17 protein-coding genes are annotated in these 15,847 nt (G+C 44.7%); 5 read left to right on the forward strand and 12 right to left on the reverse strand.

The genetic code is table 11. The annotated features are described in order from the left end of the window. Positions 1–19 precede the first annotated feature (19 nt). The 9 genes from FT12353_RS00740 to FT12353_RS00780 all read right to left on the reverse strand — a co-directional run bounded on the left by FT12353_RS00740 (position 20) and on the right by FT12353_RS00780 (position 7,564). Positions 20–1,621 carry a DUF2130 domain-containing protein gene (locus FT12353_RS00740; RefSeq protein WP_203617078.1) on the reverse strand — a complete coding sequence of 534 codons (1,602 nt, stop codon included), beginning with the start codon at positions 1,619–1,621 and terminating at the stop codon, positions 20–22. A gap of 296 nt (positions 1,622–1,917) precedes the next feature. After that, positions 1,918–2,463, reverse strand: coding sequence for a ribosome recycling factor (gene frr / locus FT12353_RS00745; RefSeq protein ID WP_059393404.1), 546 nt, complete (start codon positions 2,461–2,463; stop codon positions 1,918–1,920). Further along, on the reverse strand, positions 2,463–3,188 hold the full coding sequence (gene pyrH, locus FT12353_RS00750) for a UMP kinase (protein ID WP_047974473.1): 726 nt from the start codon (positions 3,186–3,188) through the stop codon (positions 2,463–2,465). The genes frr and pyrH overlap by 1 nt, the downstream gene beginning before the upstream one ends. A gap of 97 nt (positions 3,189–3,285) precedes the next feature. Next, positions 3,286–4,170, reverse strand: a complete 885-nt coding sequence (tsf, locus tag FT12353_RS00755; RefSeq protein WP_059393405.1) for a translation elongation factor Ts — start codon at positions 4,168–4,170, stop codon at positions 3,286–3,288. A gap of 118 nt (positions 4,171–4,288) precedes the next feature. Then, entirely contained in the window at positions 4,289–5,062 is a 774-nt protein-coding gene (rpsB, locus tag FT12353_RS00760; protein WP_047974475.1) for a 30S ribosomal protein S2, read from the reverse strand. Positions 5,063–5,284: 222 nt separating this feature from the next. Continuing rightward, the gene (locus FT12353_RS00765; RefSeq protein WP_203617822.1) at positions 5,285–6,112 is read right to left on the reverse strand and encodes an SPFH domain-containing protein; all 828 of its coding nucleotides are present in this window, start codon (positions 6,110–6,112) and stop codon (positions 5,285–5,287) included. A 56-nt stretch (positions 6,113–6,168) separates the two neighbouring features. Further along, positions 6,169–6,366: a hypothetical protein gene (locus FT12353_RS00770; RefSeq protein WP_047974476.1), complete on the reverse strand. Its 198-nt coding sequence runs from the start codon at positions 6,364–6,366 to the stop codon at positions 6,169–6,171. A 72-nt stretch (positions 6,367–6,438) separates the two neighbouring features. After that, a complete protein-coding gene (locus FT12353_RS00775; RefSeq protein ID WP_059393435.1) occupies positions 6,439–6,735 on the reverse strand; it encodes a GIY-YIG nuclease family protein in 297 nt (98 codons plus the stop codon). Between the two features lie 64 nt (positions 6,736–6,799). Further along, positions 6,800–7,564: a tRNA1(Val) (adenine(37)-N6)-methyltransferase gene (locus FT12353_RS00780; RefSeq protein WP_059393406.1), complete on the reverse strand. Its 765-nt coding sequence runs from the start codon at positions 7,562–7,564 to the stop codon at positions 6,800–6,802. Between the two features lie 69 nt (positions 7,565–7,633). Here FT12353_RS00780 and FT12353_RS00785 point away from each other — a divergent pair, with 69 nt between their 5' ends. Continuing rightward, entirely contained in the window at positions 7,634–8,269 is a 636-nt protein-coding gene (locus FT12353_RS00785) for a lysophospholipid acyltransferase family protein (protein ID WP_059393407.1), read from the forward strand. A gap of 10 nt (positions 8,270–8,279) precedes the next feature. Here the strand turns inward: FT12353_RS00785 and FT12353_RS00790 are convergent, their stop codons facing one another. Continuing rightward, positions 8,280–8,501 (reverse strand): YneF family protein, encoded by a 222-nt coding sequence (locus FT12353_RS00790; RefSeq protein ID WP_047974479.1) that lies wholly within the window; start codon positions 8,499–8,501, stop codon positions 8,280–8,282. Between the two features lie 254 nt (positions 8,502–8,755). Between FT12353_RS00790 and lexA the strand changes: the two genes are divergently transcribed. Next, a complete protein-coding gene (lexA, locus tag FT12353_RS00795; protein ID WP_059393408.1) occupies positions 8,756–9,391 on the forward strand; it encodes a transcriptional repressor LexA in 636 nt (211 codons plus the stop codon). A 115-nt stretch (positions 9,392–9,506) separates the two neighbouring features. Here the strand turns inward: lexA and FT12353_RS00800 are convergent, their stop codons facing one another. Together FT12353_RS00800 and thrC are read right to left on the reverse strand one after the other, a co-directional pair. Beyond that, entirely contained in the window at positions 9,507–10,598 is a 1,092-nt protein-coding gene (locus FT12353_RS00800) for an aspartate-semialdehyde dehydrogenase (protein ID WP_059393409.1), read from the reverse strand. A gap of 51 nt (positions 10,599–10,649) precedes the next feature. Then, positions 10,650–12,113, reverse strand: a complete 1,464-nt coding sequence (gene thrC / locus FT12353_RS00805; RefSeq protein ID WP_059393410.1) for a threonine synthase — start codon at positions 12,111–12,113, stop codon at positions 10,650–10,652. 130 nt (positions 12,114–12,243) lie between these two features. Here thrC and FT12353_RS00810 point away from each other — a divergent pair, with 130 nt between their 5' ends. The 3 genes from FT12353_RS00810 to FT12353_RS00820 are packed head-to-tail and all read left to right on the forward strand — an operon-like array spanning position 12,244 to position 15,776. Next, positions 12,244–13,494, forward strand: a complete 1,251-nt coding sequence (locus tag FT12353_RS00810) for a homoserine dehydrogenase (RefSeq protein ID WP_168778244.1) — start codon at positions 12,244–12,246, stop codon at positions 13,492–13,494. Beyond that, positions 13,488–14,369, forward strand: coding sequence for a homoserine kinase (gene thrB / locus FT12353_RS00815; protein WP_059393412.1), 882 nt, complete (start codon positions 13,488–13,490; stop codon positions 14,367–14,369). The genes FT12353_RS00810 and thrB overlap by 7 nt, the downstream gene beginning before the upstream one ends. Before the next feature lie 57 nt (positions 14,370–14,426). Continuing rightward, on the forward strand, positions 14,427–15,776 hold the full coding sequence (locus FT12353_RS00820; RefSeq protein WP_203617080.1) for an aspartate kinase: 1,350 nt from the start codon (positions 14,427–14,429) through the stop codon (positions 15,774–15,776). Positions 15,777–15,847 lie beyond the last annotated feature (71 nt).

Here is a 15,847-nt window from a genome sequence, read left to right on the forward strand (position 1 = left end):
TTAAAACGCTGTGACGAATTTACGGCTTTCCTTCACCGTCTTGGTCCGCTTTTAAATCAGCAAACTTCGTCGTCATGGTTGGATTATTCTTGGTCAATTTTTTGACGGTCAAATCCTCCAACTTATTGTTAGCAAGACGAATCTGATTTTCAGAAGTCGTCAGACTCTTTTTCACGTTTTCCATCTGGCTAATCGCTCGGTCAATCTGTTCGATTGCCTTTTGGAAGTTATTCGCGTAAGAATTATAATTTTTAGCAAAGCGGTCTTTGAAAGCCGTGATATTGTCTTCAAAGTTCGTAATATCAATGTTTTGATTTCGTTCTTCAATCAGCGCTCGCCGATATTGGAGGGAATCCAAAGCCGCGTTGCGCAAGAGACCGATAAAATGGACAAAGAATTGTGGACGGATAACGTACATTTTCTCGTAGTCCGGCACCTGAACAATTCCGGTGTTATAGTACTCGTTATCGGCTTCCAGCATCGAAACCAAAACGGCATATTCCGTTTTCTTTTCTCTGCGGTCCTTATCCAGTTCTTTAAAGAAATCAGCGTTCTTATGCTTCTGCTCAGTCGCATCCGCCTCATTTTTCATATCAAACATGATGGAAATAAATTCAACATCATCTTGATAATCACGAAAGATAAAATCACCCTTCGAGCCGGATTGTTTTGAAACCTCGTTGTCCTTCTCAAAGTAAGCATTGGGAAAGGCGTAAGGGCGAATTTTATTAAATTCCTGGTGAGCGTAAACTTCCAGGCTTTCGCCAATCTCCTTGGTTGACTGCCGAGCCTTAAAGTCCTTATAGAACTCGACCTGCTCCTGAGCCGCCTGCAATTGCGCATCGTAGTCCGATTTCACCTTCGCCAAGGCTAGTTCTTGGTCGCGACCCTGATTTTCAACCTGATTTTTCAAATCAGCCAGTTGCTTTTCTAGCTCCTGTCGATTCTGACCGGCCTGGTCCTTCTCAGCCTGGTAGGTGCTCTGCAGGTTTTCCTTTTGTTCAGCCAGCGCCAGTGCCTTGTTAGCAGCTTCTTGGTCCTTAAACGCATCCAGCTGTGAACGTAACTGCGTCAGTTGCTCTTGCAGCTCCGTCTTTTCTTTTTGGGCCGCATCCTTCTCGGCTTGCTTAGCTTTTTCCAGCGCTAAATCAGATTTTTGCTTTTCCTGGTCCAACTGTGCCTGTAGCTGTAATAATTGGTCATGCAGCTGATTTTGTTCCTTCTGTGCCGCATCCTTTTCAGCCTGCTTGGCCTTTTCCAGTGTAAAATCAGCCTTCTGTTTTTCCTGGTCCAACTGCGCTTGCAGCTGGGTCAATTGATCATGCAGTTGGTTTTGTTCCTTTTGGGCCGCGTCTTTTTCAGCCTGCTTGGCCTTCTCCAGTGCTAAATCAGCCTTCTGCTTTTCCTGGTCAATTTGTGCTTTGACCAGGTCTTGCTGACTCTTTTCCCAATCGACCTTTTCCTGAGCTAATTTTTCATCAATGGCCGTTTGCACAGCCACTCCCAGTTGACTCGTATCAACTTGGAGTTCGTCTTTCAAATCCAGGGTATCACCGGCATGGCCGTCCTCGTTTAAAACCAAAACCGTGTCCGACTCCAAATGATACTTCAGCTTTGCCATAAAGTCCTCCTTATCCGACAAAAAAACCGCGGTTAACAGCCCCAATGTCAAAATTTGACATCAGGACGCTAACGCGCGGTTCCACCTGATTTCCAACGGCCAATTGCTCAGTCGTTGACACTTTCACGGTTCTCAGCTCACCGGGTGCCAAACCGGGTCAAAGCCTTAAACTAATCTATCCATATTATGCCGATTTTTCTGAAAAAGGTCAAGAAAAAACTCGTTAAAAACAGAAAAAGCCCACCAGCCAAATGACTTGCAAGCCTTTACAGCAATCATCTTTGACCTAACAGTCCTTAGATCTTCAACAATTCTTTTTCTTTTTCCGCAGCAATTTCATCGATTGCCTTGGTGTTTTCGTCCGTTAACTTTTGAGCCTGGTCTTCGGCATCGTGAACTTGATCTTCGGTCATGTCCTTGTCCTTCTTGATGGCATCCATGGCATCACGACGAACGTTACGAACGGCAACCTTCGCCTTTTCGGCTTCGGCCTTCACGTCCTTAGCCAATTCCTTACGACGTTCTTCCGTCATCTGTGGAATGGCCAAACGGACAATATTACCGTCAGAAGCTGGGTTCAAGCCTAAATCAGAAACGTTAATCGCCGTCACGATGGCTTCCAAGGCATTCTTGTCAAATGGTGTGATCAAAAGCAAGCGTGCTTCTGGCACTGAAATTGAAGCAACTTGGTTCAACGGTACCATCGCACCGTAATATTCTACTTCTACTCGGTCCAAAATTCGGGGATTTGCCCGGCCCGTCCGAATTTCTGCTAATTCACGACGCAAAGCTTCTTGAGCGCCCTGCATCCGTTCTTTTGTACTTGTAAAATCAAAAGCCATTATTTTTCTCCAGTCACTGTGGTTCCGATTGCCTCACCCTTGATGACCCGTTCGATGTTACCAGGTTGGTTCAAGTTAAAGACAACAAGTGGCATGTTGTTTTCCATTGAGAGGGATGAAGCGGTTGAATCCATAACCTTCAAGCCCTTTTGAATGATATCCAAGTGCGTCAAAGTTGTAAACTTCTGGGCATCTGGGTTTGTATTTGGATCTGAATCATAGACACCATCAACACCGTTCTTTGCCATCAAAATTGCATCGGCATTAATTTCGTTTGCCCGTAAAGCAGCCGTTGTGTCCGTTGAGAAGTATGGTGAACCAGTTCCTGCAGCAAAGATCACAATCCGCCCCTTTTCAAGGTGACGAATGGCGCGGCCACGGATGTAAGGTTCCGCAATCTGTTGCATCGTAATCGCCGTTTGAACGCGAGTGTCAACACCGGCACGTTCCAAGGCATCTTGAAGGACCAAAGCATTCATGGTCGTTCCAAGCATTCCGGTATAATCGGCGCGTGACCGCTCCATCCCAACACGGGCAGCGGGTTCGCCACGCCATAGGTTACCGCCACCAACAACGATGGCAATTTGAGTGCCCATATCATGGACTGCCTTGATTTCCTTGGCAATTTGGGCGACTGTCTCCAGGTCAATCCCCTGACCCTTAGCACCAGCCAAGGCTTCGCCTGACAGCTTCATTAAAACTCTTTTATACTTTGTATCCGTCATGGTTTTCCTCTTTCTTATCGCTATCTATTATAGCAAAAATGTAGTCATCAATTCCAAAAAAAAAGCACCCAAATCTTGGGATACTTTTTGGAAGAACTTAGTTGTTGATTTGCTTAGCAACTTCTTCAGCCAAGTTTGTTGTTTGCTTTTCGATACCTTCACCAACTTGGTAGCGAACGAATGACTTAACCGTCATGTCGTTTTGCTTAACGAAATCAGCAACCTTTTGGTCACCATTCTTAACAAAGTCTTGATCCAACAAAGTGATGTCAGCCAAGAACTTCTTGATCCGTCCTTCAACCATCTTTTCCTTGATGTTGTCAGGCTTGCCATTCAAGTCTTCAGAAGCCAATTGAACTTCCTTTTCCTTAGCAACAACATCTGCAGGAACTTGGTCATCAGAAACGTACTGTGGAGCAATAGCGGCGATGTGCATGGCTACGTCACGGGCTGCTTCTTCGTTTGAACCAGTCAAAACGGCCAAAGCAGAGATTGAACCACCCATGTGTGAGTAAGCACCGAAGACTTCACCGTCAGTCTTTTCAGCAGTAGCGAAACGACGCAAAGTAATCTTTTCACCAGTAATCTGAGAAACGTTGATGATCTTGTCGTTAACAGTCCGGTCTTCTTCACCAGCAACTGGCAAAGCCAAAGCAGCTTCAACGTCTGCAGGTTGCTTTTCCAAGATTGTCTTAGTAACAGCAACTAACAAGTCATTAAATTCCTTGTTACCAGCAACGAAATCAGTTTCTGAGTTCAATTCGATGATGGCAGCCTTGTTGCCTTCAGTCATCACGTAAGTCATACCTTCGGCAGCAACACGGTCACCCTTCTTAGCGGCCTTTGCCATTCCCTTTTCACGCAACAAGTCGATTGCCTTTTCGATGTCGCCTTCAGCTTCAACCAAAGCCTTCTTGGCATCCATCATTCCAACAGATGTCTTATCACGTAATTCCTTCACTAACTTTGCAGTAACAGCCATGCAAATGCTCCTTTAGCTTCTTTATTGTCTTTTAACAGTCTCTAGTATAGCATAAAAAAAGCCGTTCAGCGTCCCAAGCAGGTCCACCGGAACGGCAAATCAATAAACTAATTTCAACTTAGTTGTCTTTTTCAACGATTGTTGTGATTTCTTCGATTGATTCCGTGTTTTCGTCACCTTCGATGAAAGCATCTTCAGCAGCGTTGTCTTGACCTTGACGGCCTTCGATAACGGCATCAGCCATCTTAGCAGTGATCAAACGGATGGCACGGATAGCGTCATCGTTTGCAGGAATCTTAACATCAACATCGTCAGGATCGGCGTTTGTGTCAATCATAGCAACAACAGGAATGTTGAGCATGTTGGCTTCCTTAACGGCGATTTCTTCCTTCTTAGGATCAACAACAAACAAAACATCTGGCAAGTCTTGCATGTCTTCGATTCCACCCAAGAACTTTTCCAACTTTTCACGTTGCTTGTTCAACAAGACAACTTCCTTCTTAGGAAGTTGTTCGAAAGTACCGTCTTCGGCCATTGCCTTCAAGTCCTTCAAACGTTGAACACGTGTCTTGATTGTGTTCCAGTTAGTCAAAGTTCCACCCAACCAACGGTGGTTGATGTAGAATTGACCCGCACGCGTTGCTTCTTCAGCGATTGCATCAGATGCTTGCTTCTTAGTACCAACAAACAAGATGTTAGCGCCATCAGCTGAAGCGTTACGAATAAAGTTGTAAGCTTCGTCAATCAACTTAACAGTCTTTTGCAAGTCGATGATGTGAATGCCGTTACGTTCCGTAAAGATGTATGGTGCCATCTTTGGGTTCCAACGACGAGTTTGGTGTCCAAAGTGAACCCCTGCTTCGAGGAGTTCCTTCATTGTAATAACTGCCATAGTGGCCTCCTAGGTTTAACCTCCGGTAAATTCTTGGTCCGTGCTGACAAATGATGAATCACTTGCACCTGCACGTTCTCGTTTACCGTGTGTATTTTCGTTGTATTCACAACAGATATTAGTTTACTAAGGTTTTGACCGAAAAGCAAGGATTTTTCTGATTTTTAACTAGTGAAAATCAGTCCAAAGAAAAAGCCAGCCATAACTGGCTGGCAAATATTCTTAATCTTGTTCTTTAGCTAATTCTTGACCCAAAGTTTTGGCCAAAACAGCACTTTGCCCAGTTTGGTCCAAATCCGCACCATTCGTGACAATCAAGTTGGCATCTGACTTAGCCAAAGTCTCGAAAGCATTAATCGACTGGTTATTGAAATAGTTTTGGTCCGCGTTCTTCAAAGCGGCCTGAACTTTATCAATCCGGTAACTTTCGGCATCCGCCTTTGTTCGCATCGCCTCGGCGTTGGCCTTAGCAGTGGCAATCAAAGCCTCGTTATTAGCCTTTGCGCGCAGTTCGATGGACTTGGCCTCACCTTCCGCTTGCGAAATAGCTGCCACTCGTTCTCGATCTGCCTTCAGTTGCGTATCCATTGAAGACTGGATAGCTGCACTGGGCTTCAATTCATCAATATTAATCCGATCAACGTTAATACCATAGGTATTCGTTAAATCACCGATTGCCTCGGCCAAATCCTTATTGATTTGACTCGTTGACCCCAGGGCCTCATTCAATTCCATCCGGCCAATGATGTCGCGCAAGTGGCCTCGAACCAATTGTTGCATCGATTCAATCGAATTCGTGTTTTCATATGAATATTTCACAGGGTCTGTGATATGGAAGTTCAGCGTCACCGTAGCCCCAATATCAGCGTTATCCTTGGTAATAACTGAATAACCAGCCAACTTCAATGGCTGCAAGGCCAAGGAAACAGTCCTGATTTTTTGTACCAAAGGCAAACGGAAATTCAAACCTGTCTGCCTTGTCGAAGAATACTTACCCAACGTTTCCAAAAGGCCAACACTATTTTGTGGCACAATCTTAAAGGAAACCAGGGCCAAAACGATCACAACAATGATGACAATCACCAAAATCGACATAAATACCGTCCTTACTTTTTCTGGAGGATTAAGACGTTCCCCTCGGCACGCTTAATCACATAGGTTTCTTCTGGGACCACATTAGTCCCTGAAGCTAAATCATAGTGATAAAAATTGCCAATAACCTTCACTAACTTCTCTCTTGGGTCACAGTCTTTAAAAGACACTTGGCGCCCAATAATATTGTTTAATTCAAAAGTAGTAATCATTATTTGCCACCTTCAATTCAAATGATTTATCCCATTTTATCATGAATTAAGGGTCTCATAAAGTCCCTCTACCTATTTTTGCCAAATTGTCGAATCTACTTCTCGTTCTATTAGAAAGGCTTCTTTTTGTGGGCGGCTCAGGTGCTTAAATTTAGCCTCGGCCGAAAGGGCATCGTGCTTATTAGCAAATGTTTCTTGGTAAATCAGCTGTAATGGATGTCTGGACTTCACTCGAGTAAATTTAGCTCCCTTCCCCGCCTGATGGACTAAAAAACGGCGGTGGGCATCATCGGAAAAGCCACCATAGAAATAGCCGTCTGCCGTGTAGAGCACATAAAAATCATAAGTTTTGTCATGAACATCCGTCATGATTCCCATCTCCCTCCTCGAAGGTTATCAAAATCCCCTCCTCGCGTAACCACCAATAATTGGCTTACAACTGCCAAGGTTGCCCGTACAAAATTTCTTGGACCTGGGGCGTGTATTCGTCGTTTGCTGTATAGGCAATAATTGGTGGCAAAATCCGAACACCACCCGGCTTACCCGCCTTAATCGCTTCTACCAAGACCATGTTTGCCTCGCGGTCGGCCTTGCCATATACAAACTGAATCCGTTTGACCGCTAATTTTCGGGCAGAAAGGGCAGACATAATGTCCTCCAACCGGTCTGGTCGATGAACCAAATAAAATTTACCGTTATTCTTTAACAACTTATTGGCAACTTGCGCTAAACGAGGCAAATCGATGGCGATTTCATGCCGGGCCAGCTGGTAGTGCTCATCAAGGTTTTGCTTTGTCTTTTCATTCACGGAAAAATAAGGTGGATTGGACAAAACAGTGTCCACTGAACCAGGCTTAATATCCGCAAAAATTTCCTGCATATCGGACTGAATCACACTCACGCGGTCTTCCAAGTGGTTTAAAACAACCGAGCGTTGTGCCATTTCCGCTAAGTCTTGCTGCAGCTCGACTAGTTTTACCTGGCCAGTGACCTTGGCGGCATAAAAGAGGCCAATCGCTCCCGTTCCTGCCCCTAAGTCGACCGATAGTCCTCGCCCCTTTTGTTTGGGTTTAGCAAAATATGCCAACAATACTGCATCCAACGAGTAAGAGAACATATCTGGATTTTGGATAATTTGAATCTGTTGTGATGGCAAGCCGTCGAGTCGCTCACCTGCTCGTAATTCTTCTGCTTCCATAGTCTGTTGCAATCTTTCTTTAAAGTAAGTAAAATTATTCTGTTAAGTCAATTAGAAAGGGACAAGCAGATGTTATTCTATCGCTTTATCCGGGTCTTTACAGTGACCTTTGTGGCCATTATTAATGGTCGCGTTACCTATCTTCACAAGGAGCGCCTACCAAAAAACGAAAACTACGTTTTGGTCGGACCACACCGTTCTTGGTGGGATCCCGTTTGGTATGCCATGGCGGCCTATCCAAAGCGCTTCATCTTTATGGCCAAGAAGGAGCTTTTCAAAAATCCTGCTTTGCGCGCCTTGATTACCACTTTGGGGGCCTTTCCAGTTGATCGGCGCAATGTCGGTACCGATACTATCAAATATCCCGTCAACGAGTTAAAGAACGGCAATCGCTCACTCATCATGTTTCCAACTGGATCACGACATTCTCAAAAGTTAAAATCAGGATCAATCCTGATTGCCAAGCTTTCAAAGAAGCCGATTGTTCCAGCAGTTTATCAAGGTCCCGTGAAGTTTTCACACCTATTTAAACGCAATAATACCACAATTAATTTTGGTGAACCAATTGTGATTGACCCTAAGGCCCGCTTGACGGACGAAAAAATTGCCGAATACAATCAGAAGATTCAAGAATCCTTTGATGCCTTGGACAAAGAAATCGATCCCAACTGGGTTTACATCGATCCAAAAGCACAAAAAAAATAAGCCGCTTGGCTTATTTTTTTTGTGCTTTGGCGTTTTGTGCCTTCATTTGAGCCATCATCTGATTCAACTTCTTTTGTGATGGCTTCTGGCCCATTGACATCATCATGGACTTCATCATTTCTTCTGAAATGGGTGGGTTCTTTGCCAAGTATGACTTCATCGTAAAGCGGGCCAAGAAAAATCCCCCAACCAAACCAACGACCAAAGCCAAAATTCCAACTAATACAACCATTATTGGTCTCCTTTAACTACGAAAATCTATAAGATATTATAGCATAAAGGCAAGCAAGACAGTATCTTTTTACAAAAACAGTGGAAAACAGGTCGATAACTTGAACAAAATGTTTCTTTATCCACTATTTTAAATTTAATCCCCATTTTGTAATAAAATTTAATATTTCTTAAGGTTTTTTCGCGAACATTTGTTTGCTTTTCAGGTTAAAATTCGCTAAGATAAACGTAGTAAATACAGGTAGGAAAGTACATATGGCAAGTTCTGATTCAAAACAAATTCAAGTCTTGAGATTTATTCATGACTATCAAGGTAAAAACGGTTTCCCACCCACCATTCGGGAAATTGGTGAAGCAGTCGGCCTATCTTCTTCTTCAACCATCCACGGTCACATTGCCCGTTTGATTAAAAATGGCTACCTCGAGAAAAAAGGAGAAGGGACCAAGGCACGTGCTATTGAAGTAACACCAGCCGGCTTTGAAATCCTTGGCATTTCGGCCACTTCCGGTAAGATTCCGGTCTTAGGACTGGTAACAGCCGGTCAACCGATTTTAGCCGTCGAACAAGAAGCAACCGAGTTCTTCCCCATTCCAGAAAATCTGATTCCCTATGATGGTGACCTCTTTATGCTGAATGTTCGTGGTGAATCCATGATTAACATCGGTATTTTGGATGGCGACAAAGTAATCGTCCGTCGTCAACAAAATGCCGACAACGGCGATATCGTTGTGGCCATGAACGAGGACAACGAAGCCACGGTTAAGCGTTTCTTCCAAGAAGGTGGTCACTACCGCCTTCAGCCAGAAAACGATACAATGGCTCCCATCATCTTGGAATCTGTTTCCATTTTGGGAAAAGTTGTTTCCCTTTACCGCGACGCGATTTACTAAAAACAAACTTGCCTAAAGGCCCTACTACATTTTTGTAGTAGGGCCTTTTTTATTAGCAAAATAAGAACACTAAAAAAGCCACCAATTCGTTCGTTGGTGGCTTTTTCAAAACTATTTATGCAAAAGTTGAGTCAGCTGGTACGCGAACCAAGTCCATTTCAACCAGTGTTTGGGCAATTTCAACCGTGTTCCAGGCAGCACCCTTCAGCAAGTTGTCTGAAACAACCCACAAGTGGAAGGCACCCGGATTTTCCAAATCAGGACGAATGCGGCCCACAAATGTTTCACGCTTACCTTCAGCCAAAAGAGGTTGTGGGTAAGTTTGTGTAGCTGGGTCATCCTCAATAATCACATTATCAACGGCACCGATTGCCTGACGAATCTGATCAGTTGTGACCTTCTCATCGCCAGTATCGATATAAACACTTTCACCGTGACCAATCATGACTGGCACACGAACAGCCGTACCAGTCACTTTGATGGCCTTAGCATTCTTGTCACCCAAGATAATCTTCTTCGTTTCGTGGATCATCTTGTATTCTTCGTGTGTGTAACCTTCTTCTTCGAAGACATCAATCTGTGGCAACAAGTTAAAGGCTAATGGAAAATGCTTTTTATCACCCTTCACCGGCAGGACATGGGCCAATTCTGCCATGTCGTCACCCAACAAACGCGCCTGAGCTTCAGCCAAAACTTCGTCCATCGCTGCCTTTCCAGCACCAGAAGCCGCTTGATAAGTGGAAATAATCACCTGGTTCAAGCCGAATTCTCGGTAAACTGGGTCAAGCGCCATCACCAATTGCGTCGTTGAGCAATTAGGATTGGCAATGATTCCTTGATGATCCTTTAGAGCAGCGGCGTTAACTTCAGGCACAACCAATGGCACCTGATCGTTCATTCGCCAGTATGAAGAGTTATCGACCACAACAGCACCAGCCTTAACGGCAGCCGGAGCCAAAGCCTTTGAGGTAGATCCACCGGCTGAGGCCAAAACAATATCAACACCTGCAAAGGAATCTTCAGTTGCTTCTTCGACCGTTAATTCTTGGTCCTTAAAGCTGATTTTTTGACCGGCTGAACGAGCAGAAGCTAAGGCCTTGACTTCACCAACCGGAATTGTTGACTGGGCCAACTGGTCCAAAATTCGACGTCCAACAGCACCCGTTGCACCGAGCACTGCTACATTATAGGCTGTCTTTGCTACCATAAAAAAATTCTCTCTTTCTTTTTAAATGACATAATAAACAACAGAAGAAAATCAGTCTGTCTTCAAGGCGCTTTCAATCTGCTTTTGAATATCAGCTGCCTGGATAAACGTCCGATGACGAACAGGTCGCTGGAACAAATCCTTCACTTGGTCAGGAACTTGTGTTTTGGTTGCTACTGCCAAAGCAGTCAAGCCCCCTTCACCACCAACAACTTCTTCGCCAAGTGCCTCAAGAACCGTTTGTGGGAACTTATAGGGGCTAGCAGTTGCGGCCAAAAGGGTTTGATGACCATCGTCGTTGTATTGATAAACGGCTACAGCCGTATGAGGATCAATCAAATAACCAGAAGAAAGGAACGTCTTTCGTATCGTTTCTTCTACCTGTTCTTGATTGGTCCAACCAGCAGAAAACTTCGCTAAACCAGATCTCGTTTTTTCTGCCAATTGATACTGGCCTTGACTTCGCAAGTCTGCCATATCTTTTTTGATCAAATCAGCATCCTGCCCGCCAGCAAAGTACAACAGGCGCTCTAAGTTTGACGACACCAAAATATCCATAGCCGGTGCGTTCGTCACCTTGAAGTCACGGTTTTTATTATATACCCCTGTTTGGAATAATTCTGTTAAAACATGATTTTCGTTCGAAGCGACCGTAAAATCAGCCACCGGCAAACCAATTTGACTAGCATAATAAGCTGCTAACATGTTCCCGAAGTTACCAGTTGGGACAAGCACGTCAATTTCTTCACCAGGCTTAATCTGACCTTTTTCAACCAATTGGCCATAACCGTAAAAATAATAGACGATTTGTGGAACCAAACGACCGATATTAATTGAGTTCGCTGAAGAAATTTGAATATCTTCTTCCTTTAAGAAAGCAGCAAAATCTAAATCACCCAAAAGGCGCTTAACCGCCTGCTGAGCATCATCAAAATTGCCCTCTATCCCGTAAACATAAGTGTTCTTTCCAGGTTCAGAAACCATCTGCTGACGCTGAATGTCCGAAACTCCGACTTGTGGGTACAAAACTGCAATTTTTGTACCAGGTACATCTGCAAATCCAGCCATCGCTGCCGTACCAGTATCACCGGAGGTCGCCGTTAAGATGGCAATCTCCTTATCAAGGCCTTCCTTCTTAGCCGCCGCAATCACTAAGTGAGGCAGGGCCTGAAGGGCAATATCTTTGAAGGCCAATGTCGGACCATGAAAAAGCTCCAAATAGTGCAAATTGTTCCCAGCATCTTTGACCGGCACAATTTTATCGGTATCCCATTGGCTACCATAAGCTGCCTGTACAACGGCTTGAATCTCTGCTTTTGTAAAATCTGGCAAAAAAGCAGCAAAAATTTCAGTCGCCAAATCCTGGTAGGATTGTTGACCAATGGTCTTTAAATCCAAGTTCAAAGTCGGCCACTGATTTGGCACGTACAAACCACCATCCGGTGCTAAGCCCTGGAGGATGGCCTGGGCGGCAGAAACAGCAGGGGCTTCTCCCCGGGTCGAGACATATTCCATGACGTACTCCTTCAATCTCATTGATTTCTAATGATATTATAACAAAAACATTCCTTTTTAGGCGGGAAAATGGTAAAGTTAATAGGAAATTATCCTTACTTGACAGTAAAAAACGATAGAAGGAGTCATCATGGAAGTTAAGATTGGCCTTTTTGGCTTAGGAACAGTTGGGATGGGCTTGTTAACCATCTTAGAGGAACAAAAAGAAAAAATCAGTGAAAATACTGGTTTAGACCTGACCGTAAAAACCGCGATGGTCTCTTCTTTAACCAAGGACCGCCCTGGTTTAAGCTCCACCATCCAACTGACCACCGACCCAAAGGACATCTTAGATGATCCAGAAATTGATTTGGTTGTCGAAGTTGCCGGTGGTACTGGCTCCGCTAAAAACTGGATTAAGTCCGCTTTGGCAAGTAAAAAGCCGGTTATTACGGCCAATAAGGACCTGATTGCGACCGCTGGAGAAGAGCTCCTTGACTTAGCAAACAAAGCGCAGGTGCCCCTCTTATATGAAGCAGCCGTTGCCGGTGGAATTCCAATTATCGGTACGCTACGCGAATATTTCCGTACCGATACCATTCGCTCATTAGCGGGGATTGTGAATGGTACAACCAACTACATGTTAACTCAAATGGCCGATAATGATCTATCCTACGAAAAGGCCTTAAAGCAAGCACAAGACCTTGGCTTTGCCGAAGCGGATCCCACAAATGATGTCGCTGGCTACGATGCCGCTTACAAGGCCATTATCTTGGCCCGTCTGGTCTTTGGATTGGAGGCCGGATTAAAGGACATTCAAATTACCGGTATTCAAAAGATTACGGATGAGGACATCGCTGCCGTTAAAACACTTGGTGGCCAACTCAAGCTTCTTTTCCGCATCGATCAAATCAGTGCCGATTCAGTGGCCGTTATCGTTGCTCCCCAGGTTGTACTACCACAATCGCCTCTGTCACAGGTCCACAATGAGAATAATGCTATTGCAGTGAACAGTGATAACCTCGGTCAAACGCTTTTCTATGGCCCTGGGGCTGGTGCACGCCCAACGGCCCAAGCCGTCTTAGCCGATATTTTGGCTGCCGCAACGGCACCAAAGGACGCTAAGCAACCGTTGCCAGAAAGGGAAATGACATTAGCTGGCGAACGAGCTCAAGCCTATTGCTGGATTCTGAATACAACTGGTGCAAACAATGTTAGCCAAGACACCAAGGACGAACTCCGTTCATTGATTGTTCGTCAAGCCAGCCACGAAAATAACCGGCTTGGTTCTCAGCTCGTCCTTTATACCAAAGAAATGTCCAAAGATCAGCATGACGCCCTTCTTGACGCCTTAACAACTAATCGGACATTAGCAAAGGAGTTTGTGATTTATCCATGCTAACCATCACTGTACCCGCAAGTTCTGCCAATCTTGGTCTTGGCTTTGATTGTCTTGGACTTGCATTAAACCTTAATTTAACCGTAACCGTTGGTCCAAAAACTGATACTTGGCAAGTGGATCACCCATTTGGCGCAGATATTCCAAACGATGAAACCAATCTCATTGTTCAAACTGCTCGACTCGTTGATCCAGATATTACACCTCACCAACTAATCGTTAAAAGTGACATTCCACTGGCTCGTGGTCTTGGATCTTCCTCATCAGCATTAGTGGCCGGCCTTTTCTTGGGGCACTACTTAGTCGATCAAACGATTGATCGCAATCAGATTCTGCAAGAAGCAGCAGCCCTTGAAGGCCACCCTGATAATGTAGCGCCAACTATTTTAGGTAGCCTACAATTAACGGACGATGAGCAAGCCGGTGTAAATGCCACTGCCCTTCCACTGCCCAAAAACTTAGTAGCGGTAACCTTCATCCCAGACTACCCATTAAAAACGGCAGAAGCAAGAGCAGCTTTGCCTGCGACCTTACCACTCAAAACAGCTGTTCACCAAAGCCAACACCTGGCGAACTTGGTTGCTGCTTGCTACTTAGGTGACCAAAAGCGGTTGATGAATTTGGTAGAAGAAGATCAAATGCATGAGCCCTACCGGGCTGATTTGGCACCGGAATTTTTACAAATTCGTGCTTTAGCACACAGCCTTGGCTTAGCGGGAACATACCTGTCGGGAGCTGGACCGACAGTTGTCTCACTTGTTGAGCAAGAAAACGCTGACCAGTTACTTGAAGCCATTAATGGTCTCAAGCTGAATGGCACAGCAACCATTTTAGCTGTCCAACACACCGGTGCCACCCTCACAGGTTCATTGGACTAAAGGCACACATTCTGTTTTGATTTATGAAAGGAGTGCCGGTTTCTTACCGGCAGTATTATGAAAGTAACAAAATTCGGCGGTTCCTCTTTAGCAACTGGAGCCCAGTTTGAACGCGTCATCGATATTTTAAATCAGGATGAAGGCCGTCAGGTCGTTGTGACCTCCGCCCCTGGTAAGGCAAAAGAATTTCCAATCAAGGTTACCGACCTCTTGATTCGCTATGCCAACGAAACTATCAACGATGAGGATGCTACTGAAACGGTCTTAGCGTTAACGGAACGCTATCAGACCATTGCCGACCACTTTAACCTCGACCAGGAGGTTTTCCAAACGATTCCTGACCAACTTGATCAATTGGCAAATCATCATTATCGCTCCTACTCTTATTTGCGAGCTGCCTTTGCCGCCCATGGCGAGTATTTAAACGCGCAATTACTAGCCTTGATTCTGCAAGCTAAAGGTGAAAAGGCAGTCTTCGTCGATCCAAAACAGCTTCATATGGAAACCGATGCGACAACCGCAACTCTAAATGAAGAAGCCACTTATCGAGACCTTGGTGCCTTTGAAATCAAAGATGATACCCGTTATATTTTCCCCGGTTTCTTTGGTTACAATGACCGTGGCGAGATGGTTACCTTTTCTCGTGGTGGTTCCGACATCACCGGTGCGATTTTAGCTCGCGGCTTAATGGCAGAAGTCTATGAAAACTTTACAGACGTCTCTGCTATTTACGCCGTCAACCCCCGGTTGGTCAGCCACCCAGCAGCTATTAAGAACATGTCTTATAGTGAAATGCGAGAATTATCCTACGCTGGCTTTGCCGTCTTCCACGATGAAGCCATTATCCCAGCTATTCAAGCTCAGGTACCAATTAACGTCAAAAATACCAATGACCCAACTGCTCCTGGTACTTGGATTGGCCCAGCCGAACAAAATAAACCGGAACGCCGTGTAACAGGAATTGCCGCTTCAGACAACTTCTGTGCCCTTTACCTGCACCGATACCTGTTAAACAAGGAAATCGGCTTTACCATGCGCATTCTAAAAATTTTAGACCGGCATGGCGTTCCTTACGAACACATGCCTTCTGGAATTGATGATTTAACGATTATCTTCAACAAAAAGAGCCTCAATAAGGAACAAATCGAACAAATCCAAACAGATATTGAGCGTGAATTGTCCCCCGATACAATGGCTTGGCATGATGACTTTGCCATTATCATGGTTGTCGGTCAAGGAATGATTAACCGTGTTGGTGCCTTTACCGAAATCGTTACACCACTAAAGGACGCCGGTATTTCGTTGCAGATGGTGAACCAAGGTGCTTCTGAAATTTCAATTATGCTTGGTGTCGAATCCAAGGACGTTGATAACGCGGTCAAAGCCATTTATCACAACATCTTTTAAATCAAAATTAGTTTAGGCAAGACCATTGCACCACGATGGTCTTGCTTTTTTTTGCCCTCGGTTAAATTAGA

Origin of the sequence: Fructobacillus tropaeoli (assembly GCF_016860625.1) — a bacterium.
Lineage (GTDB): Bacteria > Bacillota > Bacilli > Lactobacillales > Lactobacillaceae > Fructobacillus > Fructobacillus tropaeoli.

What these genes read in the sequence shown, in the direction of transcription:
- FT12353_RS00740 (WP_203617078.1), bottom strand. Translation starts at nt 1,621, where the DNA reads ATGGCAAAGCTGAAGTATCATTTGGAGTCGGACACGGTTTTGGTTTTA.
- frr (WP_059393404.1), bottom strand. Translation starts at nt 2,463, where the DNA reads ATGGCTTTTGATTTTACAAGTACAAAAGAACGGATGCAGGGCGCTCAA.
- pyrH (WP_047974473.1), bottom strand. Translation starts at nt 3,188, where the DNA reads ATGACGGATACAAAGTATAAAAGAGTTTTAATGAAGCTGTCAGGCGAA.
- tsf (WP_059393405.1), bottom strand. Translation starts at nt 4,170, where the DNA reads ATGGCTGTTACTGCAAAGTTAGTGAAGGAATTACGTGATAAGACATCT.
- rpsB (WP_047974475.1), bottom strand. Translation starts at nt 5,062, where the DNA reads ATGGCAGTTATTACAATGAAGGAACTCCTCGAAGCAGGGGTTCACTTT.
- FT12353_RS00770 (WP_047974476.1), bottom strand. Translation starts at nt 6,366, where the DNA reads ATGATTACTACTTTTGAATTAAACAATATTATTGGGCGCCAAGTGTCT.
- FT12353_RS00775 (WP_059393435.1), bottom strand. Translation starts at nt 6,735, where the DNA reads ATGACGGATGTTCATGACAAAACTTATGATTTTTATGTGCTCTACACG.
- FT12353_RS00780 (WP_059393406.1), bottom strand. Translation starts at nt 7,564, where the DNA reads ATGGAAGCAGAAGAATTACGAGCAGGTGAGCGACTCGACGGCTTGCCA.
- FT12353_RS00785 (WP_059393407.1), top strand. Translation starts at nt 7,634, where the DNA reads ATGTTATTCTATCGCTTTATCCGGGTCTTTACAGTGACCTTTGTGGCC.
- FT12353_RS00790 (WP_047974479.1), bottom strand. Translation starts at nt 8,501, where the DNA reads ATGGTTGTATTAGTTGGAATTTTGGCTTTGGTCGTTGGTTTGGTTGGG.
- lexA (WP_059393408.1), top strand. Translation starts at nt 8,756, where the DNA reads ATGGCAAGTTCTGATTCAAAACAAATTCAAGTCTTGAGATTTATTCAT.
- FT12353_RS00800 (WP_059393409.1), bottom strand. Translation starts at nt 10,598, where the DNA reads ATGGTAGCAAAGACAGCCTATAATGTAGCAGTGCTCGGTGCAACGGGT.
- thrC (WP_059393410.1), bottom strand. Translation starts at nt 12,113, where the DNA reads ATGGAATATGTCTCGACCCGGGGAGAAGCCCCTGCTGTTTCTGCCGCC.
- FT12353_RS00810 (WP_168778244.1), top strand. Translation starts at nt 12,244, where the DNA reads ATGGAAGTTAAGATTGGCCTTTTTGGCTTAGGAACAGTTGGGATGGGC.
- thrB (WP_059393412.1), top strand. Translation starts at nt 13,488, where the DNA reads ATGCTAACCATCACTGTACCCGCAAGTTCTGCCAATCTTGGTCTTGGC.
- FT12353_RS00820 (WP_203617080.1), top strand. Translation starts at nt 14,427, where the DNA reads ATGAAAGTAACAAAATTCGGCGGTTCCTCTTTAGCAACTGGAGCCCAG.